The organism is Anaerococcus faecalis, from assembly GCF_013371425.1.
Lineage (GTDB): Bacteria > Bacillota > Clostridia > Tissierellales > Peptoniphilaceae > Anaerococcus > Anaerococcus porci.
Map to the genome: position 1 here is coordinate 1 of NZ_JABVBA010000009.1, position 23971 is coordinate 23971.

Sequence of the window (23971 nt, forward strand, 5' to 3'; positions counted from 1 at the left end):
TTCTAGTGAAAGTGAATATTCATGGTCAAACTTCTTTGAATATTTAAAAGCTAGAGGACTATCTGGACTTAAAATGGTAATATCAGATGCTCACAAAGCTCTAGTAAAAGCAATAAAAGAAACATTCTTAAATGTAATATGGCAAAGATGTCAGGTACATTTCTTAAGAAATATCCTATCAAAAGCACCAAAGAAAAACACTGAAGACTTTAGAACAGACATCAAAGCCCTATTTAAAATCCAAGATATAAACTTAGCAAGAAAAATGAAAGAAGAAATCTTCTCAAAATATGAAACAGAAAAGAAATATCAAACCTCTTTAAACACCTTAGATGAAGGCTTTGAAGATGCTTTTTCCTATTTATCTAATGGAGTAATTCATAGTAGACTTAAATCAACCAATTGCTTAGAAAGACTAAACGAAGAAGTTAGAAGGAGAGAGAAAGTCGTTAGAATATTTCCAAATGAAGACTCAGCTATTAGACTAATAGGCGCAATCCTCATTGATATCAATGAGGATTGGATAACATCTTCTAAATTGTATATTAAAATGAAATAGTAAATATTGGACTAGGATAATTTACACAATATTTTGGACTTGACTTAGCAAAACTTTCGCTAACCTCAAATAATTTTAAAACTCTTTTTTTGATAATATAAATCTTGTAGCAAGATATGAGATAAAATATACTAGTAAAGCTAATACAATAAGTATAATTTCATTATTTAGGACCATTTTTATAATATTTTTTGAAATAAAGGCTAGGATAAATCCACCAATAGTTCCTAAAACAAATATAATTAAAAATACATATGCAATATTCTTATCAGAAAACAAAAACATAAGCGGAAGAGTAAGAGAAAAATATGAAGCCCCTAATAGATAGATTGCTATAATTTTTAAAATTTCCACATGACCTTCTGAAAGATAATATGTTATTATACCTATGAAAGTAAATATAATAACAAATCCTATAAACTCTACAAACTTATAATTTGCTATATCTGACCTTGATATAGGATATTTCAATAGGTCTTTGTAAGAGTTATTTATAATATTATTTAGGCAAACTGTCGCAAAAATAACTATTGAAAGTCCCGAAATAAGACCAAAAAGATTTGACCTTATTGATGTATTTGGGTTTAAAAATTTTAAACTTAAAGATAAGAGGATTGAAAATATAAAATATACTATAATTGGAAGTAAATTTTCATATAAGTCAACCTTGATTATTTTTTTCATTAGATACCCCTTTTAAGCATTAACATAATATCCTCTATGCTTGGTTTTTCAACCACAGAATTAGGATAAAGTTCTTTAAATTCACTTTTATCTTTTATCAACACATCTATATTGTATTTTCCTACTCTCTTTTTTATAAAATATTTGTCGTCATATAAGCCTATCTCATCCTCGCTTGTCTTTAATATTCCATATTTAAATCCTATGTCATCTTTATAGTCTTTAAATACGAGTTTTCCATTGGAAATGTAGGCTATACAATCAGCTATCTTTTCTAAATCACTTGTTATATGGGTTGAAAATAAGATTGATACGCCATCATTTCTTATATAGTCAAAAAATATATCCAAAATCTCAGCACGAACAATAGGATCAAGCCCTGATGTAGGTTCATCTAGGATGAGAAGTCTGGGCTTATGGCTTAAGGCAGTTGCAATCTTCAATTTAACCTTATTACCTGCAGATAGTTTCTTAAAAGATTTATCTGGAATTTCAAGTTTTTTACATAAATCAAAGAAATAGTTTGAATCCCAATTTTTATAGAAAGAGTTCATTACTTCATCAATTTTTTTGAGTTTTAATTTTTCAATAAAAAACTTATCTCCAATTACTACTCCTATATCTTCCTTTAAGCCTTTATTCATACCTTTACCAAAGATTTTAATATCTCCTTTGTAAGATGTGAAACCTAAAATTGACCTAATAAGTGTTGTCTTTCCTGCTCCATTTTCTCCAATTAGTCCCATAACAATTCCTTCTTCTAGTCTTAGATTAATAGATTTTAAGGAAAAGTTTTTGTAGGATTTGTTTAAATTTTTAATTTCTATTGCATAAGTCATAGTGTCCTCCTAATTGTAGAGATTATCCAAAATTTCTATTAAGTCATCTTTGGATAAGTTTATAGATTTAGCCACATTCATTGCATCTTCAAAGCTTTTTTCTATTTTCTTAAGACTATCTTCATAGATAAAATCCTTATTTAAGCTTTTTACAAAAGATCCCTTGGCAGGAACTGTATATATAAAACCTTCAGCCTCAAGGTCATTGTAGGCTCTTTTTGTAGTTATAAGTGATACCTTAAGATCACTTGCCAAAGACCTCATCCCTGGTAAAGCTGCATCTTCTTTGAGTTTTCCACCTATAATCAAGGCTTTTATTTGATCTTTTATTTGCTCATAAATTGGCTTATCGATTTTGTTAGAAATAATTATATTCATTTTGGTCACCTTTAGTGTATACTGTATATATATATTATACTCAGAAATTATAAAAGTCAATATTTTAAAATGAAAAAACCGAACTAAATTTAATCAGTCCGGTTTTTGGCATTAAATATATTTTTATTTAATTGATTATTTGTGTTTCATATTTGTAAAAAACTTAGTAAACTTACATTTTACCTAATTGCATATTGTAAGTATTCTAAATTTTAATTAATACTTTGTATTCACCACACAGCATAACTTTGAGTTTAAGTTGATTCCATATTTTAAATTTTTTAATATATTCTTTCTATTAATCGCGACATGCTTAGTAAAAGTGATTTCTCACTTTTATCCTAACATAACATCCAAAATCATCATTACCGAAAAACCTACTGAAAACCAGATTGTTCCGAGGTTTGTATGGTCTTTCCCTTCTCCTGTTGCTTCTGGTATTAGTTCCTCTACTACTACATAAAGCATAGCACCAGCAGCAAAGCTTAACAAATATGGTAAAATTGGTATCATTATTTGAGACAAAAGTATGGTGATTATGGCAGCCATAGGCTCTACTGCTCCTGAAAATACTCCCATTCCAAAGGCCTTGTGCTTTCCTATTCCTTGGCTTTTTAAAGGCATTGATATTATAGCCCCTTCTGGGAAATTTTGGATTGCTATGCCTATTGATAGTACTATAGCAGATGCCATAGCAAGATTTGTCTCTCCTGCCAATACTCCAGCAAAAGATACTCCTACTGCCATTCCTTCTGGTATATTGTGGATTATTACTGCAAGAACCATCATGGTTGTTTTTCGCATTGAACTACTTTTAGGGCCTTCTGGCACATTGCTATCTACATGTTGGTGGGGTATTACATTGTCTAAAAATAATAGAAAGGCAATACCTACTGCAAATCCTATAACTGCAGGAATCCAAGCCATTCTTCCCATTTGATTTTCTACCATATCCATTCCTGGTATTATTAAAGACCATATACTTGCAGCAACCATTACTCCTGCTGCAAAACCTGCTAGGGATTTTTGGACTTTGTTACTTAACTCATTTTTCATAAGATATACCATGGCCGCCCCTAAGCTTGTACCTAGGAATGGTATTAGTACACCTATTATTATGTTTTTATTCATTTTTTATTCTTTTTCTTTGGTATCTTAGATTTTCCAGATATCTTTAGCATATTCAAGGATTGTCCTATCAGATGAGAAATAGCCTGCATTTGCTATATTTTTAAGAGCTTTTCTATCCCAAGTTTTCCTATCACTATATTCTTCATTTATCTTTTCATGGACTTTTTTGTAGTCTTCAAAGTCTTTTAGTAAGAAATATGAGTCTGCTTTCTCTCCACCTTGAGGATTTATTAAAGAATTATATATATCAAGGAACATATAGGAATTATCATCATTTAATTCTCCTGATACCAAGGAGTCTACTGCATCTTTTATGTCAGAATTTTTGTGATAGTATTCTTTAGGGCTATATGAATCTCTAATAGAGTTTAATTCTTCTACTTTGGCTCCAAATATATAGTTATTTTCAACTCCTGCTTTTTCGAATATTTCAATATTTGCTCCATCATAGGTTCCAAGAGTTAAGGCACCATTTAGCATAAATTTCATATTACCTGTTCCTGACGCTTCTTTTCCTGCTGTTGATATTTGTTCAGATATATCTGCTGCTGGGAAGAGTTTTTCACCATAGGATACTCTATAATTTTCTATAAATACAACTTTTAACTTTTTATTAACATCTGGGTCTTTATTTATAACCCTTGCAACTTCATTGGCAAGCTTTATTATGGCCTTAGCTCTGAAATATCCTGGGGCTGCCTTTCCTCCTAGTATGAATGTTGTTGGATAAAAGTTCATATCAGGATTTTTCTTAAGCCTATGGTATAAGTTTATTATATGAAGGATATTTAAGTGTTGTCTTTTGTACTCATGTATTCTTTTTATTTGAATATCAAATATAGAATCTGGATTTATAACTATGTTTTCTTGTTCTAGGATATATCTTGCAAGATCCTTTTTATTTTCATATTTAATTTGATTTATCTCTTCTAGCACCTTGTCATCTTCTAGATATTTTTCAAGCTCTTTTAGCTTATTTAAATCATATTTCCAATCATCTGAACCAAGTTTATCTGTTATAAAGTTTGATAGTCTTATATTTGAATAAACCAACCATCTTCTTGGCGTTATACCATTTGTTTTGTTATTAAACTTTTCAGGCATAATCTTATACCAATGGTTGAAAGTATCATCTTTTAGGATTTTTGTGTGGAGTTTTGCTACTCCATTTACGGATATAGACATAACTATGGCAAGATTTGCCATTCTTATTTGATCATATCTTATTATCCTATAAGGATCTATAGCCTCTTCTGATAATCCCTTTGCTTTGAAATCTTCTACAAGCTTGTCATTTATCTTCTCAATTATATCAAAGCATCTTGGACATACTTCAAGCATAATATCCTTTGGCCATGTTTCAAGAGCTTCTTGCAATACTGTATGGTTAGTAAAAGCAAATGTCTTTTTAGTAATCTCTACGGCCCTATCAAAGTCTATACCATTTTCGTCAACTAAGACCCTTATTAACTCAGGAATTGCTACAATTGGGTGGGTGTCATTTAATTGAATTACATGATATTTTGAAAAGTTTTCAAATTGTAGATCATTTTCAAAATATTTTTTATACTTTTCTACCAAATCTTGGATTGATGCTGAGCAAAAGAAGTATTGTTGTTTTAATCTTAATACTTTTCCTTCTCTTTGAATATCATTTGGATAAAGTACCCTTGTTATATCTTCGGCCCTATTTTTTTCTTCTACCGCCTTATCATATTGGAAGTTATTAAAATAGGAGAAGTCAAACTCTTCAAATGGCTCAGATTGCCAAAGTCTAAGAGTATTTACTTGACCATTTTCAAAACCTAGCATTGGCATATCATATGGAACTGCCTTTACTGTTTGATCTCTAAATTTAACTATTTTTGAATCTGATTCAACCCTTATTGACCAACCATCTCCATCTTTTATCCAGTGGTCTCCCTCTTCAACTTGGAATCCATTTTCAATTTTTTGCTTAAAAAGTCCTTCCCTATATCTTACACCATAGCCATACATGTCAATTTTTTGGCTTGCCGCAGAGTCCATAAAACAAGCTGCAAGTCTTCCAAGACCACCATTTCCTAAGGCTGCATCATCTTCAAAGTTTTCTATTGATTCAAAATCTATATCAATTTCATCTAATAATTCTTTAACTTCATCATAGATTCCAAGATTTATCAAATTATTTCCTAAAGATCTTCCAACTAAAAATTCAGCTGAAAAATAGTAAGCCTTTTTTGTTTTTTTAGTCTTATTTTTACAATCTCTCCATTCTTGGTTTATTCTTTCCATGATTGTATCACATAAGGCAAAGTACTTATCCTTATCCGAAGTATCCTCAAAATTTTTAAGCGTTATCCTTTGAAGATTTTCAATATAATCTTCCATAAATTTATTCTTGTTTAATTTTATTTTCATAATTTCCTCTTTCATATAATTTTGCAAGACTTTTTATCTTTTCAGACAATTCTTCATCCAAAATATCTTTTTTTAGCCTCCATTGCCAATTTTTGCCCAAAACACCAGGCTTATTAATCCTTGCTTCATTGCCAAGCTCTAGTAAATCTTGAATTTGAAATATTGCTATATCTGAAACACTTGCCATAAGTGCTCTTATAATTTTAAAATTTACGCTTTCATCTTCTTTTATATCAAAATAATCTACTACCATTTCTTTTGTTTTTTCATCAAGATTATCAAACCATCCCTTTAGAGTGTCGGAATCATGAGTTGATGCATAGACTATGGAATTTCTTTCATAATTATGTGGAAGATATTCTGATGTAAAATCCTCACCAAAGGCAAATTGGATTACCTTCATTCCAGGAAAACCTACCTTATTTTTCAAATCTTCTACTTCTTTTGTAATAAAACCTAAGTCTTCTGCTATAAATTCTGTATCCTTGAATTCTTCTTTAATTTTTTTAAAAAACTCATCTCCCTTAGCCTTTTGCCACTTTCCATACTTAGCATTTTCGTCTGTAGCTGGCACCTCATAGTAGGATTCAAATCCTCTAAAATGGTCAAGTCTTAGTATATCATAAAGCCTTAAATTTATTCTTATCCTATCCATCCAAAATTTAAAACCATCCTCTTCTAACCTTTCCCAATTATAGATTGGATTTCCCCAAAGTTGGCCATCTTCTGAGTAGGCATCTGGTGGTACTGCAGCTACAAAGTCTGGTTTTTTTTCATCCTTATCAAGTTTTAAAATTTTGGTGTTTGCCCAAGCATCTGCGCTATCTAGAGCAAGATAAATAGGTAAATCTCCTATAATTTTTATATGTTTTCTATTTGCATAAGCCTTAAGATTTTTCCATTGCTTAAAAAATTCATATTGAATAAATGCATAAAAATTAATATCATCTATATGTTTTTTAGTAAAATCTTTTAAGGCTTTAGGATTTCTATTCCTTAAGTCTTTGTCAAAGTCTATCCAAGATATATCCAATTGATCTTTTTTGATAGCCATAAATAGACAATAGTCCTTAAGCCACTCTTCTTCCTCTTTTTTAAATTCTTCTATTTTTTCTTTTAAGTTATTATCTATGTTTTCATAAGCCTTTTTTAGTATCCTAAACCTTATATTATAAAGAATTGAATAATCAATATATTCCTCATATTCTCCAAAGTTTAATTTACTATAGTCATCCTTTTCTATAAGGCCATCCTCACTTAATAAGTCTAGGTCTATAAAGTATGGATTTCCTGCAAAAGATGAAAAAGACTGGTAAGGACTATCCCCATAGCTTGTAGGTCCAAGGGGTAAAATTTGCCAATACCCTATAGAAGCTTTTGCTAAAAAGTCGATAAATTTGTAGGCTTCCTTCCCAAAAGTTCCTATTCCATAATCTGATGGCAAGGAAAATATCGGCATGATTATTCCATTTGACCTTTTAAATCTTTTATTTTTTTTCATAATAACCTCTCACCTTTTATCAGTTATTTACCCATTCTAATAAAAAATAATTCTTAAAAAGAGGCTGTTGCAAAATGAATTAATCGTTTCAAAATCATTACAAGCTACTCTAAGACAATTTAGCCTCCATGAATAGACAGACTATTTTCAAATTTTCTATGAATAACTTGTAAGATGTAAATTTATAAATTCATAATTTTGCAACAGCCTCTTTAGCTTATATTTTCTTTTTCAAAATATATGAAGCCAGTATAGGTACGAGGCTGGCTTAAAAACTCTTTTAGACTCAATCTGTAAAGTCTTCCCCAAGATGATATAGTTAAAACATAATCATCATCTTTTTTTATAATCTCAGTAATAGTCACTCCATGGTGAGCCAGAAATTTAATTTTAGGGCTAAGCCAGTTAAAAAATATAAGGGGAAGATCATGACTTATGGCATAATTTATAAATGAACTTATCTCATCTATTGATTTTCTTTTAATTGGGATATCTTCTAAGATATGTGATTTAAGCCTTAGATAGTAAGATTTTCTCAACCTATTTAACTTGAAATCTAGGATTCTTGCTGTAGGAATCCCGTAAATTTTAGGTCTTAAGATCTTGAAAAACCAATAATGATAGTGATTATAGTCTTCGAATGAAAATTTCTCATCTGGTCTAAATAGGTAGAGATAGACATTAGTAAAAGCTGTAACAACACAGGATCTATCCCTATAAAATTTAGATACTCCAAGTTTTCCTAACATATTTTGATAGCCACCAAAAAGAGTTTTATTGCCATCATTTACTGGAACGAATTCTCCTGGTAGGGATTTTTTCAATCTCATTCTTCCACTTCTCTTTTATAATGGACAGTTTCACTTATTATTTCTATTTCCTTATCACTTATATTCTTTTTTTCTAAACTCTTATCCATCTTCTCATTCATTAGAGTAAATATGATTGATGCTATAGGTATTGATACTATCATTCCAACTATACCAAATAAACTTGCTCCTATAGTAATTGATACAATTACCCAAATTGAAGGAAGACCTATAGACTTCCCAGCTATGGTAGGATAAATTATTGATTCTTGAACTTGTTGAATAACAAGAACAAAAATTAAAAATACCAAAGATTTAAATGGAGATTCTATAAAGATTAGAATCATTGATGTAACTGTGGCTATAACTGGTCCTACATAAGGAATAAAGTCTGAAACTCCAACTAAAATTGCAGCCATAGCAGCAAATGGGATATTTAAGATTAGCATGCCTATAAATACTAATACTCCTAGTATAAAACTTGATAGAGCCTTAGAATTTATATATGATGCAAAGCTTGAATATGATAGAGAAAATACTCTATTAAGATAGTTTGCTTTATCTTTTGATAATATAGAATAAATTATCCTATTTCCAAATATCTTAAGATCCTTTTTATTTATAAGGACAAATATAGAAAAGATTACTGCAGTTATAACTGTAATCACTGTTGATGATACTGAGTTTATTATGCTTGTAGTTTTATCAAATATATTTCCAGCTTCACCTAAGAAATAATCTCTTATTTGAACAACTGTACTGTCCCGGTTTATTTGATTTATAAATTGTTGGGCATCACTTGCAAATCTTTTGGTTATTTCATAACTATTTAAAAAATCAATTATTTGGTTTAAAAATACCGGAAACTTATCAATCAAGGCTGAAATTGAAGCAGATATTCTAGGTATAAGAACATTTAAGAATAAGCTTATTCCCAATATTACTAATATCCATGATAAGATAAGAGAAAAAATCGGAATTAGTTTTTTTGTTTTATCTGTTTTAAATATCTTTGAAAACACCTTATTTTCAAAAAAATTCATAGGTAGATTAATTAAAAAAGCAATCATAAATCCTATTATAAATGGTTGTATTACAGCTATAAAAATAGCTATGGCATTAGTTACATTATTTATGTACCAAAAACCAAAAAATACCAATATGGAAATTAGGATTACTCTTAATAATTGCGAGTTTTTTTCGTCTAATTTTCTCATTTATTAAAATAGACCTCCTTTTTTCTTTTACCTATATTTTACCATCTTATTTACTTTATTCTATTATTATACATGTTATAATGAAATAGAGGTGATATATGAAAAAGTGCTTTATATTTGCTGGTGGAGACTATGATGGATTTTTTGATAAAATTGAAAAAAATGATTATGTAATAGGGGTTGATAGAGGATACACATATTTGAACGCTCTAAAAGCTAATCTTATAATTGGAGACTTTGACTCATCTGTTGAACCAAATTATCCTGATAAGATTGTTCTGAAACCCGAAAAAGATGTGACAGACCTTTACGCCGCCCTAGAAATTGCTATAAAAAAGAACTATAAAAATATAATAGTTTATGGTGGCCTTGGTGGAAGGCTATCTCATACTATTGCAAATATTAAAATTCTTTTTGAATTTAAGAAAAAAGGTATAAATATAAGTTTAAAAAGCAAGAACAAGCTTGCCTTTATAATAAATAAAGATTTTAAGGAAGAAGAATATATAGATGATTTTTATGTATCAGTCTTTGCTCTCGAAGATGATATAAAAGATCTATCTCTTAAGAATTTAAAATATGAGCTTAACAATTACAATCTTAAATCTTATCAAAGCCTTGGAGTTTCTAATGAAACTTTAAATAAACCATTTGAAATCAAGTTTTCTAATGGGATGCTTCTTGTAATTTATGAAAGAAAATCAGCATTCATCTAACAAAACTTGCTATATAAAAACTTACTCCAAAAGTCTGATTTTCCATCTGTCTTTTTGGAGTAAGTTTTTTTAACTAATTTACTTTTCAAAATATTCTTTAATGTTTTTTCTTCCTATGATTACATCATTACCATTTTCAATTATTGGTCTTTTTAAAAGCATACCATCTGATGCGAGAAGATTTAATTTTTCTTCTTCATCCATATCAGAAAGCCTATCTTTCAAGTTAAGGTCCCTATAAATTTTGCCAGATGTATTAAAAAATTTCTTTATATCAAGCTTACTTTTTTCATAAAGGCTCTTTATTTGCTCATATTCTGGCTTATCTTCCTTTACATCTTGAAACTTATATTCTATGTTCTTTTCATCAAGAAATTTCTTAACATCCTTACATGTAGAACAATTTTTATATCCAATAAATAAAGTCATTATTTCTCCTTACAAAAAAGGCCAGCCTAAGCTGACCTCACTTTTTTGAATTTATCTTCTTTCTCTTTCGTCTTCGTCAGAATTTTTTGCTCTATATTCCTCTCTTGTCATAACATCAACTACGTCTACATTTACTGTTACAACATCAAGGCCTGTCATTTCTTTTACATTATCTCTTACAACTTTTTTGATTTGTTCGAAAATTCTTGGAGCACTTTTTCCATATTCTAAGATAATTTGCATATTTACCTTAGCTTCTTTTTGTCCAACTTCTACATCAACACCTCTTGTGTCTTGTTCATTAGATGAAGTGAATACAGATGATACAGAATCAAAGAAACTTCCTTTCATTTCAAGGATACCATCGATTCTATTTACGGCAATTTTAGAGATTTTAGCAACAACCTTGTCAGCAAAAGTTAATTTTGAAACTTCTTCTCTAATTTCTTCGTCTTTTTCTAATCCTTTTTCATAATCCTTGTTAATATTTCTTTCTGTCATATTATCCTCCTATTTATTGAAATTTTCTTATTAGCTTTACTACAAATCCTACTACTTTTGAATCTTTATCAAACCATCCACCTAGAATATAACAAAAGCTTAATACTATCCATATACCCAGGGTTCTGAAGAATCCATAGTCAAATAAAGAAGCTATGGTTAATATACCCAAAACCAAGAAAATCAACTTATATTTATTTTCTTGTTTGAACTTTTTAGCTTCTTCTTCTTTTTTCTCTCTTATGTCAAGTTTTCTCATCTCAACATCGTAGGCAGTAATTTGTTTTTCTTTGTTTTTTTCTTGCAAAACTTTATCTTTATTTTCCATCAAACCACCTACCTGATTTCTCTTTCTTTACTCTTTTCGGCCTTATTTAATTGAACGTGAGCATTGGATGATTGTAATCCTGTAAGCTCTTTAAGTCCTCTTTCAACTTCAGCTTGAATCTTTCTACCTAAATCTTCGAAATCTCTGTTTCCAAAAATATTACATTTAATATTAGCTTCAACAGTCTCTCCCTTTATGATTTTTACTTTTGAATCCGTAAGTTCTGCACCTTCAAATTGACGTACTGCCGAATTTACTGTAGAATCTAATGAATTTTTTGTGATAAAAATATCTCCATCATTATCTTCTACTAAATATTCTCTCTTATCATTTTGATTTGCAATAATGTCTATAAGAAGAATGATAGCAAAAAATAATACCACTATAGCTACGCCTAAAAGTATATATCTGTAATTTTGTAAATCTAAATATGATAACATATCATATCTCAACTTATCATCAACTAGAGCAACACTTGCAAGTATTGCTGAGAGTATTATCAATGCTATTGTCATTAGAGACCATAAAAATTTTTTAAAAGCTCCCATAACTCCTCCTCAATATTATTTTACCCATAGGAATTAATTTAAAACAAAACTTTGCTATTTTTTTTCGATTTTTTATCTCTGTTATCTTAATCTTCAAGCTCTAAAGAAAGTTCAAGCCATTTATTTTGAAGTCTTTGCTTTTTATCTTCTAGGTTTTTTATGGTATCAAAAGTCTTTATAACATTTTCTTGATTATCAAAAAAACCATCTTTTAAGCTATCTTCAGTTAGTTTATGAATCTTTGCATCAATAGAGTTTGTCTCTTTTTCAAGCTTTTCTATTTCTTTTTTTATCTTTCTAATTTCATTTCTTTGAAGTTTTATCTTTTTTTCTTCCTTTTTTATTTGAGTCTTAGTTTTTGAAGGCTTCTTCTCATCTACCATAGCCTCTTCTTTAGTTTTTTGTACATAGTAGTCATAATTTCCCAGATATTCCCTCATATTATCCTTATGCATATCTAGTATTTTAACTGCAATCTTATTTAAAAAATACCTATCGTGACTAATTACTAAAACAGTTCCTTCATAGGCTAAAATAGCATCCTCTAAGGCTTCTTTTGAATCTATATCTAAGTGGTTGGTTGGCTCATCCATAAGAATAAAGTTACAATCAGAAAGCATCAATTTAAGCAAAGAGATTCTTGCCCTTTGACCTCCCGAAAGCTCATTTATAGGTTTTTTGACATCATCTCCATAAAACATTATCTTTGCAAGGTAAGATCTTATCTGAAAATCTGTAAGGTCAGGATAAGCTCCTCTTATCTCATCGAAGATATTATTTTCAAGATTTAATGACTTTTGCTCTTGATCAAAATATCCTATATTTACGCTTGAACCTATGTCTACCTTTCCACTATTCTTTTTTTCCATACCCATAATTATCCTAAATAGAGTTGTCTTTCCTACCCCATTTTCACCTATTATGGCTACCCTATCATTTCTGTAGATATCAAATGATATGTTTTCAAAAATTGTCTTATCATAAGATTTTTCTAAATCTTTTACACTAAGTACATCTACACCTGATTGGATTCTTGGAGAAAATTTAATATTTATACTTTCAGAATTATCCATAGGTTTTTCTATCCTATCCATCTTATCTAAAAACTTTTGCCTTGACCTTGATTGGGATATGCCCCTTTTTCTCTTAGAACCTCCAAGGTTTTTAAGCCTATCTATAATTTCTTCTTGCCTTTTTATTTCCTTTTGTTGGGTCTTATAAAGGTGATTTTGTACTTTTAAATCCTTTTTTCTTTGGTCCATAAAGAAAGTATAGTCACCATCATATATCTTAAGACTTTTATTGTCTAGAAGAAATATCTTAGATACTGTTGCATCTAGAAAATACCTATCATGGCTTATAACTATTACAGATCCTTTGAAATTTTTGACAAAATTTTCTAGAAAATTTATAGCATTTATATCAAGATGGTTGGTTGGCTCATCCAAAAGAATTAAATCAGGTTTTTCAAGCAAAAGACAGCTAAGCTCAACTCTTGCCTTTTGTCCTCCTGAAAGCTCTCTTATCTTTTTATCAAAGTCATCTTCACTAAAGCCCATGCCAATTAGAGTTCCTCTTATTTCTGACTTATAAGAATAACCATTTGATTTTTCAAACTTATCACTTGCATTTTGATATTCCTTCATAAGGTCATTAAGCTTATCAGAATTCTTTTCCTCACCCATCTCCTGCTCTAAGTTTCTTAATTTTTCTTCAAGTTCAATAAGGTCTTTAAATACATTGAGGCAGTAATCATATATGCTCTTATCTGAGTCAAGACCTAGCTGTTGCTTTAAATAGCCAACTCTTACATCATTAGGTATATGAATACTGCCATCATCTTTTGATATTTCTCCAGTAAGTATATTAAATAGTGTAGACTTTCCAGAACCATTATTTCCAATTAATCCTATCTTATCACCCTTATTTATAGTAAAAGAAACATTTTCAAATATATCTTCTGTAGGATAGGATTTCTTTAAATTTGATACTGACGCTACAATCATAATAATCTAAAATGTGAAATCTTCTGGCTTGTTGATAAAATATGTTAGGGTAAAGAGTGACTCATCTAGATGAACATTTTCAATTACCACATCATTTTTTGTCTTTAAATCAACAGGAGCAAAATTCCAAATTCCTTTTATTCCTCCTTCACATAAGATATCGCATATCTCTTGAGCTCCTTCTTTAGGTGTTGTTATTATTCCGATATCTATATTGTTTTCTTCTAAGTATTCTTTAAGATTATCTGTTGATAATACTTTAACTTCTTCATTAGCTAACTCTTCATTGTTTTTATCAAATACAGCCTTGGTATTATAATCTAGTGACTTAAATCCTGTATACTTATAAAGTGCATGACCAATATTTCCAAAGCCTATAATTACCATAGAATACTCTTTGTTTACCCCTATAATTTTTGCAAGCTCATCCATTAATTCACGTACATTATAGCCATAACCTTGTTGTCCAAAACAACCATAATGATTTAAGTCTTGCCTAATTTGACTTGCTGTAAGTCCTGTTATTTGTGAAAGTTCCTTTGATGAAACCCTTACTATTCCCTTTTCATTTATTGCCTCTAAATACCTATAATACTTTGGCAATCTTTTAATTACAGATAAAGAAACGTTTGAACCTTTTTTCATATTTACCTCCAATTTTATTGTTCTTTCTTGTTCAACCCATCATCATTAGACTTATATCTACCTAGTAATATTAAATTAATTATGTGTACTATGTATACTACAATAAGTGCTGTATAAAAAACTTGTTGACCCATTGTTACTAATCTTTCTTCAACTGCTATATATTTTGGAATTACTGCTATATATTTACCTGCAACAATTATGGCATGGTAACTTAAAATAATAAAAGCTAAAACCGTAACTATGGCTACAAATATGGAAAAAGAACGGCTGTTCTTTTCCATTAATATATATAGTCCATAGATAAACATCAATATCCAAGATAAAAGAAGGCTCAAATTCCAAGCTTTATCATATAAATCTGTATTAATGTTTATAAAGTTTATTAATATTGGTCCTATTAGTAGCAGTAATATAGATAAAAGCAGTAAAAAAGACAAAGTTTTTTCAAATCTTTTACCCATATTTACCTACTTGCTATTTTTCTTTGACTTATATCTTAGGTTGTTGTTAAGAATTTTCTTTCTTATCCTAAGATTGTGAGGTGTTATCTCAATAAGTTCATCCTCTTCAACAAATTCCATCATTTCTTCTACACTCATAATCTTAGCAGGTGATAAAACTAGTGCATCATCTGCTGCAGATGCCCTAACGTTAGTTTGCTTTTTCTTTTTACATACATTTACATCTATATCAATGCCCTTAGCATTAGAACCTATAACCTCTCCTTCATATACTTCATCTTGAGGTTTTACAAAAAGTTGTCCCCTAGATTGGGCTGCATGAAGACCATATGTTGTTGCAACACCTGTTTCAAATGATACTAAGGAGCCTGCTTGTCTTTTTGCAATATCTCCCTTATATATTTCATATGAGTCAAATTCTGTATTTAAAATACCTGTTCCCTTAGTATCTGTTAAGAACTCTTGCCTATATCCTATTAAACCCCTTGCAGGTATTTTAAATTCCATTCTTGTATAACCTGATGAATTAGGGGCCATATTTATTAGCTCACCCTTACGAAGTCCTAGCTTTTCTATAACTGAACCTGTGTACTCTTGATCGACATCTATGGTTGCTATCTCCATGGGTTCAAGAACTTTTCCATTCTCATCCTTTTTAAACATAACCTCAGGTTTTGAAACTTGAAACTCATATCCTTCGCGTCTTAAATTTTCAATAAGAACTGATAAGTGAAGTTCTCCTCTTCCTGAAACTTTGAAAGCCTCAGTAGAATCTGTAGTTTCAACCCTAAGTGAAACATCTGTTTCCTTTTCTTTAAATAACCTATCTCTCAAGTGCCTACTTGTTACATAATCCCCATCACGACCTGCAAAAGGTGAGTTATTTACAGAAAATGTCATAGAAAGAGTAGGTTCAGATATCTTTGTAAACTCTATAGCTTCGCTATCAGCCTCTGTACAAATAGTATCACCTATATTTATATCTTCCATTCCTGAAAGGGCAACTATTGACCCAAATTTCGCCTCTTCTACTTCAACTCTTTCAAGTCCTTCAAATTCATAGATAGTAACAATCTTTGACTTTAATCTTCTATCTGGATTATTGTAATTTACAATAAGGCATGAGTCATTTTTAGAAATCTTACCACTTTCAACCTTACCAATTGCAATTCTTCCAAGGTAATTATCATAGTCTGTTGTTGAAACTAGAACTTTAAACTGACTATCTTCTTTCGCCTCAAAGACTGGAGTGTATTTTAGAATTGTATCTAGAAGATCTGTCATATCATCTTTTTCCTCTCCAAATTCAAGGGATGCCCATCCTTGTTTTGCTGATGCAAAAACAAATGGAGAATCAAGGTAGGATTCGTCAGCTTCAAGAGAGATAAATAAGTCTAGAACTTCATCCATGACCTCTTCAACCCTTTGGTCAGGCCTATCCACCTTATTAATACAAATAATTGCAGGAAGGTTAAGCTCTATTGCCTTTCTTAATACAAACTTTGTTTGTGGCATAGGACCTTCATGACTATCTACTACCAAAACAACTGCCTCAGCCATGTTAAGTACTCTTTCAACCTCTCCACCAAAATCTGCGTGTCCTGGAGTATCAATAATATTAATCTTTGTATTCTTATAATTTATGGCTGTGTTTTTTGATAATATGGTAATTCCTCTTTCCTTTTCTATAGAATTTGAGTCCATTACCCTTTCATCTACCTTTTGGTTTTCCCTAAAAATACCACTTGTCTTTAAAAGACCATCTACTAGTGTTGTCTTTCCGTGGTCTACATGAGCAATAATCGCCACATTTCTTATATCTTCACGTTTCATTAAAATCATCTTCTTTCTTAATCTAATCTACTATTAATGCTATCAATTTATTATATCATATGTGATAAGATTATCAATAATTCACAAAAAAAATACTTGATATTTTACAACATACCAAGTATTATATATACAATTTCATCCTAGAGTCTCTTCTTACCAAGGCAGTTATCATATTATCCCTTATTATAAGCTCTTCAGCTAGGCTATAGACAAGCTTTATTCCTCTGCCATGGTCAGTAAAGGCATCATTTTCTATAAAATAGTCAATTCCTTCCCCTTCATCTTTAACCTTTATCAAACAATAATCTTCATCTAAAACAAAGATTGTATCAATAATTTTATCATACTGACATCTATTTCCATGTTTGTATGAATTTATAATAAGCTCATCTAGTATAAGCTTGATTTTAAATATTAAGTCATCTTCTACAGATTTTTCAATAAGGATATTTATAAGTTTATCTCTAAAATCTTTTATAAGCTTTAAATCTGTAGGTATTATAGTTCTTATTATTTCCATAATATACCTCTCTTGTTTTATATGTATACCCAAATTTACTTTTTTATCAATTATTTTACAAATTAAGTAAATTATTGATTTTTTTCAATTTGTAGTATAATAAGTCTATAAAGATACGAAAGGAGATTATTATGAAATACGTATGTACAGCTTGTGGATATATCTATGATCCTGCAGAAGGAGATGTTGATAACGGAATCGACGCAGGAACAGAATTTAAAGACCTTCCAGAAGATTGGGTTTGCCCAGTTTGTGGAGTTGGTAAAGATATGTTTGAAGAACAAGAATAAAAGATTTTTGAGGGCTGTTGCTTTTTGCAACAGTTCTTTTTTAATCATATGTGTAAAAAATCATGAAAACATTTTTTAAAAAATATAAAAGAAAAATAAAATTTATCCTAAGCTTAATAATTTCTTTAATCATTCTATTTGGACTATATAAATTATATAAACTTGGTATTCTAACAAACGAAGAAAAACTCTATACCTACATAGGAAACTTTGCAATCCTAGCTCCCTTTGTATTTATAATATTAAAAATTTTAGTAGGACTTCTTCCATTTATTCCAAATACCCTAATAGTTCTTATAGGTTTTGCACTTTTTGGACCTTTGTGGGGACTTTTTTTAAATTACATTTCATCTCTTATAACTGGAGTATTAAATTTTTCTATAACTAGAATATATGGAGAGAGAGTTCTCAAGAAATTTTTATCAAAAAAGAATTTAAAAAAATATAAAAGGATTAGATATCAAAGTAAAAATCGCTTTAAAAAAATCTTATTAATAAGTTGCATAATACCATTTGCTCCTGATAATGCCCTATCCCTTATTGGGGGATTAAAGGATATTAATTTTAAAGATTATTTTAAAGTAATTCTTCTTGGTAAGTTTATAGAAATAATTTTACTTTCTATTATAATCTATAAACTAGGACAAATTTTGATATAAGATTTTAGAAAAATTATTAGTAGGTGGATTTCCCTGAATTTAAGAAAAAATTTACACTGACCTCAAAAGTTAAAATAAAAAATAACTTAAGAAGGTCAGTTTTTATCCTAAAATATAGCTTTACTCATAAAAAGCGTTAGAGTATGAGGTTAATACTTATAAGACATGGCTTTTAACAATATTAAATTTCTAAAAAATAAGAAATGTTCTAAAGGCTTAAAACTAAATACAATAAGCCTTATAAAATTAAAATATATTATACTTATATTTTTTCTTTAGTAAGAAGTTAAAAACATAGATTTTTAACAGATCAAGTTTTTTATTATTTAAGGATATATTATCTCTACTTATTCTCTATGTTTTTATATATTCTATCTGCCTTTGTCAGAAAGTATTTATAAAGTGAAGCAAATATACCTATGTATTCCTCATCAAACCATGGTTTTCTTTTTCCGCAAAAGTGTAAAAACTTAGTATTATCCATAACATAAGATAAGTCCCAACCTTTATTTTTTAACTTATAAAATAAAAATTTTCTAGCATCATAATTGTATTCTAGCTCGCTTATACTTATAATATTATTTCTAAAAACCACATTTAGTAAATCCTGATCTGGCATTAGAAGTCCAAAACTTTTACTTTCTTCTATGTACTTTTTGACTTCTCTTTCATAATTTTCGCTTTCTCTTGCAAGATTTAAGTTAATCATTAATATTCCAGAGTTAAAATAATTACTAATATCATCATACCCTGAGCTTAAGCTTAGTCTTGTAACATTAGCTCCCTGAACTGCTGGAGCAGAATGAGTTGCTGCTGCAAAAAGATTATCCTTAAAGTTAATATTATAAAGTTTCTCAAAAGAATTTAGAACAAGAATATCAGGATCTAGATAGAGAATCTTGCCTAGATTTTCTGGTAGGTATTTATAGGCTAAAAGCCTATAATACATCTCTTCTGTATAGTAAAATGTAGTTTTTGCCCCCATAAATAAAGCATCAACTTTAATACTTATTAATTTTGATTTATTATCACTTATGTTCTCAACAAAATCTTCAAGTTTTTCAATTTTTTTATCACTTATATTCTTATGAATTAGATAAATATTATACTTATTCTTTGTATTTTCAAACAAAGAAACGAGCATAACCCTGAGCGGTCTTAAATAATTCTCATCACAAGAAATTAATATATTCATAAAATCACCTAATGTAAATCTGTTGAATACCAACCTTTACCAATTATAGATGAAGTATCTATAACTGTTATAAAGCAGCAGGGGTCAATTTCTTTTATAAATCTTCTAAATAAAACAGCCTCATAATCATTTGTAACACACAAAAATATTGACTGATCTTTTTTAAAATATAGACCTTTTCCATCAATTACTGTAGCTGACCTATTTAGCTTATCTCTAATAAATTCTGAAATTTCATCTTGCTTATTTGTTATTATCAAAAAAAGTTTGGCTGTATTAAATGAGCTTATAAACTCATTTACTACAACTCCTTTCATCAATAAACCAAGACAAGATAAGAGCCCTATCTCAATTCCAAATATTTTTATTGATAGGATAGTTAGGATAGAATCTCCCATAAGTAGGGATTTCCCAATATTCATATTGAGATATTTATTAATTATCATTGCTATTATGTCTGTTCCACCACTTGATGCTGATAGGTTGAAAAGTATGGATGAACCAAGGGCTGGTATTAAGACTGCACAAAATAATTCTAAAAGCTTATTATCTGTCAGGGTAGATTGAAGTGGAAAAATTTTATCTAAGACTATAGCTGTTAGAGAATTTAGTATGGATACATAGCCTGTTTTGAAGACAAAATTCTTACCTAGTATAAAATAAGCAAGTACTAATAAGGAAATATTTAGTATCAAGGTTGTAAAGGCTGGAGTTACTGGCAGGGAATTTGATATAAGTATAGACGCTCCCTCAACCCCTCCTATTACAAAGTTATTTGGGTATTTGAAAAAGTGAGTGCCATTTGCCATCAAAATTGCTGCAAAGGTCATCATGAAAAATTTCTTTTTTCTGCTCATTGGCTTATGAGCAAAACGGTCTTTCACTCTATCCTTCCTTAAAAGCTTTATGGCAGTATTTCTATCAAGTATATGCCTTATCATATCCTCGTCTTTTTTAGGATTTGTTTCCTTATTCATCTTTTATTTTTTTAATCCTCCAAGTTTATAAAAAAAAAGCCCGAAGGCTTTTTCCCTTAATTGTTTGAATAATTATCAAAATACCCTTGTATAAGAACAATAGGGGTTCCCTTATCACCTGAACCAGATGTAAGATCGCAAAGTGATCCTAAAAGGTCTGTAATTTGTCTAGGTGTTGTTCCTAGAGTTTCATCAGTACCTTTTAAGTTTGATGATTTATTTGCAATTCTTTCTTTCATAGCTTCAGTTCTTTGTTCAATTGAAAGGTCTTTAAATTCATTATCAGCTATATATTTGATTTTAAGCTCATTTGGTGTTCCCTCTAGTCCTTTTGTATATGCTGGAGATACAACAGGATCTGCAAGTTCCCATATCTTTCCAACTGGATCTTTGAAAGCACCATCTCCGTAGATCATAACTTCAACTTCCTTACCAAATTCTTTAATAAATCTTTTTTGAAGTTCATCTACAAATGCTTGACCATTCCTTGGGAAGAGTTTTACAACATCTTCTGTAGAAAGATTTGAACCAAGTAAACCATAATCTTTATTATAACCTGAACCATCAATTGACTCTGTCATTATTTCATCTAGTGAGTAAACTTCTTTAGCACCAGAATTTTTTAGTAATTTTTTAGTTAATTCCCTTGTGTGGATTGAACAAACTAATACACTTTCTGTAAATTTAAGAACATCCTTAGGATTATTAAAAAAGTGTACTTCTGAGTTTTCTGCCATTTCCTTATATAAAGAAATATAGTCAACTCCAGTAAATTCGTGTTTGTAATCTCCAGCAAGTTTTCTGAATTCTTCTTCATTTAGAATATCAGAATATGGATTAACATCACTTTCAAATAAGTCAAGCTTATCCATAATATAGTTTCCTACCTCATCTTGTGGGTAAGATAAGCAAATGTGTAATTTTTTACCACTTAATGCAAAGGCCTTTAGCATAATTGAGAACCTATTTCTACTTAAAATTGGAAATAGGATTGCTATTTCATCTCCCTTAAACTTATTATTGATGTCTTTAGCAATTTGTTCACAAGATGCATAGTTTCCTTGAGCTCTTGCTACAAGTGATTCAGTTACACAGATTACATCCTTGTCATTAATTTTGATATCATTTGATTTAACAGCATTAACTACGCTATCAAATACTATATCTTCTAAGTTATCCCCTGTCTTAATGATAGGTGTTCTCACACCCATTGATACTGTTCCTATTAATCTATCCATACTCTCTCCTTCCTGTCGTATTATACAACAAGTTTTTAAAAAAATAAAGAATTTTTTAGGATTTTACCTTCTGTTTTGTCTTGCATTTAGGACATTTAACAATAATTTTGCCTTTTCCCTTAGGTATACGTAATTCCTGTTTGCATGATTTACATTTAATATACTTATACTCAGAATTCCCAAACATTTTCCTTTTTAGATATCTATATTTTTTTTGGATTGGATTTAAAATTTTAAGTTTGAATATATAATTCTCACTATTTCTTTGCAAATCATTTAAAGATAAAGTTCTAAATATAGCATATATAAATATTATACTTGCAAATATATTTAGAAAAGTTTCCTTGACGAAAAAATTTATTACTAAAAATAATATAGCTAGCCATACAAGAGCTATAGATAGTTCATCTATTCCATGTCTTTTTTTCAAAATTAAACACCTTCCACTAATTCTTTCATAATTTTTGATATATCTCCTTGTAAAAGGAAATCAGCACTTTTATCTTTTGGAGTAGGATCCATATTTATTACTATGAGCTTATTACCTCTATAAAAGTCAATAAGTCCTGCCGCAGGATAAACTACAAGACTTGTTCCTCCTACAATCAAAACATCAGCCTCACTAATAAGTTTTACTGCATAAGATAAATTATCAGAATTTAAGCTCTCTCCATATAAGACTATATCAGGACGAACTAATCCTCTGCATACATCACACTTTGCAGCATGGTTGAAGCTTTTTACATAATCAAGGTCAAATTTTTTACCACAATCTAAACAATAATAGTCTCTCAAGTTTCCATGAAGCTCAATTACATTCTTACTTCCAGCTTCTTGGTGAAGGGAGTCTATATTTTGTGTTATAACCGCCTTAAGTTTACCGATATTTTCAAGTTTTACCAAAGCCTTATGGCAATCATTAGGCCTTATACCTTCAATCATCAGATTTTCTTTGACATAATCCATAAATTCATCAGGATGATTTGTAAAAAACTCATGGCTTAACATATACTCAGGAGAGTAATCTGAATCATTGTTTCTATTGTAAAGGCCTGTTGCAGACCTAAAGTCAGGAATCCCTGATGCAGTTGACACACCTGCTCCTCCAAAAAACACAATATTGTTTGATTCTTTAATTATCTTTTTTACTTCACTTATATTTCCCATAAATCCCCCTTCCTATATAAAACTATACCGCTTTAATGTTTTTTATTATTATCACAACTCGCCCCTAAAAATGCTCCTATGACAGCGCATCCTACAGATACCATCTCTTTTGACGGAAAATCATAGATATTATTTATAATAACAGATACAATCACACCCAAAAGTATTCCAATATACATGTTTTTATTCATAAGACTCCTCAAGATAGATCCAAATCATTTTTTAGGATTTTTATATTAAAAAAACTAAGTATTAAAGCTGTAAGTATGTAATATAAAAAACCTGTAATGTTTAGAAGCTTCCTTCCACTTACTTTTACATAAGCTGATATAAAGGCCAAAGTATTGTCTCCACTTCTTACTAGACTTCCATCGCTTAGGAATAAAAAATACCTATTTAGGAAAAATCCACCAACAAAGATAAGGCCTATAAGTAAAATTATAATAATCACTGTATTTTTCCTTTTAAATAAGAACCTATCCATCTGCATAAACAAAAATATTAAAAGGCTAAATACATTTAAAATTATCATAGCAAATATAATTGATATTAAAGACCATATATTCATAAATCTACCTGATAGATAAAATAAAAATATAGATAAAAATACCAAAAGATAAAAAAATATATTTATTACCAAAAGTTTTGCTGTCAAAAATTCTCTTGCTGAAATAGGAAGAGAAAAAGTTAATATCGACCTATCTGTATAAAGGTCCTTGTAAAAGGTATTTATAACAAAATATATCATAGTCATTATAAAGACCCCTATGAGGATTATCTCAATAGAGTTTATAGCAGAACCAACTTCCAAAAGACTTGTAAAAGAACCAATAGTCCTTACAGATACAAGACTTACAAGAAGAATTACAAAGCAAATAAAAGTCGATAGGAAAAATTTCATATTTGATTTCACGTCATATTTTAAGTACTTACGCAT

General features: G+C 29.6%; 27 protein-coding genes. 4 read left to right on the forward strand and 23 right to left on the reverse strand.

Translation table 11 applies throughout. The features are described from left to right. Window positions 1-559, forward strand: a 559-nt coding sequence (locus tag HV819_RS08565; RefSeq protein WP_176270008.1) for an IS256 family transposase, incomplete at its 5' end; no start/stop codon positions are given. Window positions 560-634: 75 nt separating this feature from the next. Here HV819_RS08565 and HV819_RS08570 read toward each other — a convergent pair. From HV819_RS08570 to HV819_RS08605, 8 genes are all read right to left on the reverse strand, one after another. After that, entirely contained in the window at window positions 635-1243 is a 609-nt protein-coding gene (locus HV819_RS08570; protein ID WP_154541027.1) for an ABC-2 transporter permease, read from the reverse strand. After that, window positions 1243-2082, reverse strand: coding sequence for an ABC transporter ATP-binding protein (locus HV819_RS08575; protein WP_176270009.1), 840 nt, complete (start codon window positions 2080-2082; stop codon window positions 1243-1245). Before HV819_RS08575 ends, HV819_RS08570 begins: the two co-directional genes overlap by 1 nt. 9 nt (window positions 2083-2091) lie before the next feature. After that, window positions 2092-2460 carry a GntR family transcriptional regulator gene (locus HV819_RS08580; RefSeq protein ID WP_154541023.1) on the reverse strand — a complete coding sequence of 123 codons (369 nt, stop codon included), beginning with the start codon at window positions 2458-2460 and terminating at the stop codon, window positions 2092-2094. A 336-nt stretch (window positions 2461-2796) separates the two neighbouring features. Next, window positions 2797-3591 carry a ZIP family metal transporter gene (locus HV819_RS08585; RefSeq protein WP_176270010.1) on the reverse strand — a complete coding sequence of 265 codons (795 nt, stop codon included), beginning with the start codon at window positions 3589-3591 and terminating at the stop codon, window positions 2797-2799. A 24-nt stretch (window positions 3592-3615) separates the two neighbouring features. Beyond that, window positions 3616-5991, reverse strand: coding sequence for a glycogen/starch/alpha-glucan phosphorylase (locus HV819_RS08590; RefSeq protein ID WP_235942781.1), 2376 nt, complete (start codon window positions 5989-5991; stop codon window positions 3616-3618). Further along, entirely contained in the window at window positions 5966-7492 is a 1527-nt protein-coding gene (gene malQ / locus HV819_RS08595; protein ID WP_176270012.1) for a 4-alpha-glucanotransferase, read from the reverse strand. Before malQ ends, HV819_RS08590 begins: the two co-directional genes overlap by 26 nt. Before the next feature lie 212 nt (window positions 7493-7704). Beyond that, window positions 7705-8322, reverse strand: a complete 618-nt coding sequence (locus tag HV819_RS08600) for a hypothetical protein (protein ID WP_154541015.1) — start codon at window positions 8320-8322, stop codon at window positions 7705-7707. Next, complete coding sequence (locus tag HV819_RS08605) at window positions 8319-9518, reverse strand: AI-2E family transporter (protein WP_154541013.1); 1200 nt, start codon at window positions 9516-9518, stop codon at window positions 8319-8321. The genes HV819_RS08600 and HV819_RS08605 overlap by 4 nt, the downstream gene beginning before the upstream one ends. 98 nt (window positions 9519-9616) lie before the next feature. Between HV819_RS08605 and HV819_RS08610 the strand changes: the two genes are divergently transcribed. Continuing rightward, window positions 9617-10234 (forward strand): thiamine diphosphokinase, encoded by a 618-nt coding sequence (locus HV819_RS08610; protein WP_154541011.1) that lies wholly within the window; start codon window positions 9617-9619, stop codon window positions 10232-10234. Between the two features lie 78 nt (window positions 10235-10312). Here HV819_RS08610 and HV819_RS08615 read toward each other — a convergent pair whose 3' ends face one another. The 9 genes from HV819_RS08615 to HV819_RS08655 form a co-directional block, all read right to left on the reverse strand. Then, window positions 10313-10666, reverse strand: a complete 354-nt coding sequence (locus HV819_RS08615; RefSeq protein WP_176270034.1) for a Spx/MgsR family RNA polymerase-binding regulatory protein — start codon at window positions 10664-10666, stop codon at window positions 10313-10315. 48 nt (window positions 10667-10714) lie between these two features. Continuing rightward, window positions 10715-11164: an Asp23/Gls24 family envelope stress response protein gene (locus tag HV819_RS08620; protein ID WP_154541007.1), complete on the reverse strand. Its 450-nt coding sequence runs from the start codon at window positions 11162-11164 to the stop codon at window positions 10715-10717. Between the two features lie 13 nt (window positions 11165-11177). Beyond that, a complete protein-coding gene (locus HV819_RS08625) occupies window positions 11178-11492 on the reverse strand; it encodes a hypothetical protein (protein WP_154541005.1) in 315 nt (104 codons plus the stop codon). A gap of 8 nt (window positions 11493-11500) precedes the next feature. Further along, the gene (gene amaP / locus HV819_RS08630; RefSeq protein ID WP_154541003.1) at window positions 11501-12040 is read right to left on the reverse strand and encodes an alkaline shock response membrane anchor protein AmaP; all 540 of its coding nucleotides are present in this window, start codon (window positions 12038-12040) and stop codon (window positions 11501-11503) included. An 86-nt stretch (window positions 12041-12126) separates the two neighbouring features. Then, entirely contained in the window at window positions 12127-14046 is a 1920-nt protein-coding gene (gene abc-f, locus HV819_RS08635; RefSeq protein ID WP_154541001.1) for a ribosomal protection-like ABC-F family protein, read from the reverse strand. A gap of 6 nt (window positions 14047-14052) precedes the next feature. Continuing rightward, the gene (locus tag HV819_RS08640; RefSeq protein WP_154540999.1) at window positions 14053-14691 is read right to left on the reverse strand and encodes a redox-sensing transcriptional repressor Rex; all 639 of its coding nucleotides are present in this window, start codon (window positions 14689-14691) and stop codon (window positions 14053-14055) included. Window positions 14692-14705: 14 nt separating this feature from the next. Continuing rightward, window positions 14706-15155: a hypothetical protein gene (locus HV819_RS08645; protein WP_154540997.1), complete on the reverse strand. Its 450-nt coding sequence runs from the start codon at window positions 15153-15155 to the stop codon at window positions 14706-14708. Between the two features lie 6 nt (window positions 15156-15161). Then, the gene (gene typA / locus HV819_RS08650) at window positions 15162-16988 is read right to left on the reverse strand and encodes a translational GTPase TypA (RefSeq protein ID WP_154540995.1); all 1827 of its coding nucleotides are present in this window, start codon (window positions 16986-16988) and stop codon (window positions 15162-15164) included. A 121-nt stretch (window positions 16989-17109) separates the two neighbouring features. Next, window positions 17110-17508, reverse strand: a complete 399-nt coding sequence (locus HV819_RS08655; RefSeq protein ID WP_154540993.1) for an ATP-binding protein — start codon at window positions 17506-17508, stop codon at window positions 17110-17112. 131 nt (window positions 17509-17639) lie between these two features. Between HV819_RS08655 and rd the strand changes: the two genes are divergently transcribed. Next, window positions 17640-17798 carry a rubredoxin gene (gene rd / locus HV819_RS08660; RefSeq protein WP_154540991.1) on the forward strand — a complete coding sequence of 53 codons (159 nt, stop codon included), beginning with the start codon at window positions 17640-17642 and terminating at the stop codon, window positions 17796-17798. Between the two features lie 62 nt (window positions 17799-17860). Continuing rightward, complete coding sequence (locus tag HV819_RS08665; RefSeq protein ID WP_154540989.1) at window positions 17861-18457, forward strand: TVP38/TMEM64 family protein; 597 nt, start codon at window positions 17861-17863, stop codon at window positions 18455-18457. Between the two features lie 343 nt (window positions 18458-18800). On the opposite strand, the gene HV819_RS08670 is transcribed toward HV819_RS08665, so the two are convergent. The 6 genes from HV819_RS08670 to HV819_RS08695 form a co-directional block, all read right to left on the reverse strand. Next, on the reverse strand, window positions 18801-19652 hold the full coding sequence (locus tag HV819_RS08670) for a glycosyltransferase family 8 protein (protein WP_176270013.1): 852 nt from the start codon (window positions 19650-19652) through the stop codon (window positions 18801-18803). An 8-nt stretch (window positions 19653-19660) separates the two neighbouring features. After that, window positions 19661-20629: a YitT family protein gene (locus HV819_RS08675; protein ID WP_154540985.1), complete on the reverse strand. Its 969-nt coding sequence runs from the start codon at window positions 20627-20629 to the stop codon at window positions 19661-19663. Between the two features lie 56 nt (window positions 20630-20685). Next, a complete protein-coding gene (locus HV819_RS08680; RefSeq protein ID WP_154540983.1) occupies window positions 20686-21867 on the reverse strand; it encodes a coenzyme F420-0:L-glutamate ligase in 1182 nt (393 codons plus the stop codon). Window positions 21868-22299: 432 nt separating this feature from the next. Continuing rightward, window positions 22300-23034 (reverse strand): NAD-dependent protein deacylase, encoded by a 735-nt coding sequence (locus HV819_RS08685; protein ID WP_176270014.1) that lies wholly within the window; start codon window positions 23032-23034, stop codon window positions 22300-22302. Between the two features lie 32 nt (window positions 23035-23066). Then, complete coding sequence (locus HV819_RS08690; RefSeq protein WP_176270015.1) at window positions 23067-23225, reverse strand: hypothetical protein; 159 nt, start codon at window positions 23223-23225, stop codon at window positions 23067-23069. 8 nt (window positions 23226-23233) lie between these two features. After that, entirely contained in the window at window positions 23234-23971 is a 738-nt protein-coding gene (locus HV819_RS08695) for an ABC transporter permease (protein ID WP_154540977.1), read from the reverse strand.

Bases quoted from the DNA above. Each gene is read 5' to 3' on its own strand.
- amaP (WP_154541003.1), bottom strand. From the start codon at position 12,040: ATGGGAGCTTTTAAAAAATTTTTATGGTCTCTAATGACAATAGCATTG.
- HV819_RS08640 (WP_154540999.1), bottom strand. From the start codon at position 14,691: ATGAAAAAAGGTTCAAACGTTTCTTTATCTGTAATTAAAAGATTGCCA.
- HV819_RS08665 (WP_154540989.1), top strand. From the start codon at position 17,861: ATGAAAACATTTTTTAAAAAATATAAAAGAAAAATAAAATTTATCCTA.
- HV819_RS08590 (WP_235942781.1), bottom strand. From the start codon at position 5,991: ATGAAAATAAAATTAAACAAGAATAAATTTATGGAAGATTATATTGAA.
- HV819_RS08675 (WP_154540985.1), bottom strand. From the start codon at position 20,629: ATGAATAAGGAAACAAATCCTAAAAAAGACGAGGATATGATAAGGCAT.
- HV819_RS08610 (WP_154541011.1), top strand. From the start codon at position 9,617: ATGAAAAAGTGCTTTATATTTGCTGGTGGAGACTATGATGGATTTTTT.
- HV819_RS08620 (WP_154541007.1), bottom strand. From the start codon at position 11,164: ATGACAGAAAGAAATATTAACAAGGATTATGAAAAAGGATTAGAAAAA.
- HV819_RS08605 (WP_154541013.1), bottom strand. From the start codon at position 9,518: ATGAGAAAATTAGACGAAAAAAACTCGCAATTATTAAGAGTAATCCTA.
- rd (WP_154540991.1), top strand. From the start codon at position 17,640: ATGAAATACGTATGTACAGCTTGTGGATATATCTATGATCCTGCAGAA.
- HV819_RS08655 (WP_154540993.1), bottom strand. From the start codon at position 17,508: ATGGAAATAATAAGAACTATAATACCTACAGATTTAAAGCTTATAAAA.
- malQ (WP_176270012.1), bottom strand. From the start codon at position 7,492: ATGAAAAAAAATAAAAGATTTAAAAGGTCAAATGGAATAATCATGCCG.
- HV819_RS08585 (WP_176270010.1), bottom strand. From the start codon at position 3,591: ATGAATAAAAACATAATAATAGGTGTACTAATACCATTCCTAGGTACA.
- HV819_RS08575 (WP_176270009.1), bottom strand. From the start codon at position 2,082: ATGACTTATGCAATAGAAATTAAAAATTTAAACAAATCCTACAAAAAC.
- HV819_RS08670 (WP_176270013.1), bottom strand. From the start codon at position 19,652: ATGAATATATTAATTTCTTGTGATGAGAATTATTTAAGACCGCTCAGG.
- HV819_RS08570 (WP_154541027.1), bottom strand. From the start codon at position 1,243: ATGAAAAAAATAATCAAGGTTGACTTATATGAAAATTTACTTCCAATT.
- HV819_RS08580 (WP_154541023.1), bottom strand. From the start codon at position 2,460: ATGAATATAATTATTTCTAACAAAATCGATAAGCCAATTTATGAGCAA.
- abc-f (WP_154541001.1), bottom strand. From the start codon at position 14,046: ATGATTGTAGCGTCAGTATCAAATTTAAAGAAATCCTATCCTACAGAA.
- HV819_RS08695 (WP_154540977.1), bottom strand. From the start codon at position 23,971: ATGCGTAAGTACTTAAAATATGACGTGAAATCAAATATGAAATTTTTC.
- typA (WP_154540995.1), bottom strand. From the start codon at position 16,988: ATGAAACGTGAAGATATAAGAAATGTGGCGATTATTGCTCATGTAGAC.
- HV819_RS08625 (WP_154541005.1), bottom strand. From the start codon at position 11,492: ATGGAAAATAAAGATAAAGTTTTGCAAGAAAAAAACAAAGAAAAACAA.
- HV819_RS08645 (WP_154540997.1), bottom strand. From the start codon at position 15,155: ATGGGTAAAAGATTTGAAAAAACTTTGTCTTTTTTACTGCTTTTATCT.
- HV819_RS08685 (WP_176270014.1), bottom strand. From the start codon at position 23,034: ATGGGAAATATAAGTGAAGTAAAAAAGATAATTAAAGAATCAAACAAT.
- HV819_RS08680 (WP_154540983.1), bottom strand. From the start codon at position 21,867: ATGGATAGATTAATAGGAACAGTATCAATGGGTGTGAGAACACCTATC.
- HV819_RS08600 (WP_154541015.1), bottom strand. From the start codon at position 8,322: ATGAGATTGAAAAAATCCCTACCAGGAGAATTCGTTCCAGTAAATGAT.
- HV819_RS08690 (WP_176270015.1), bottom strand. From the start codon at position 23,225: ATGAATAAAAACATGTATATTGGAATACTTTTGGGTGTGATTGTATCT.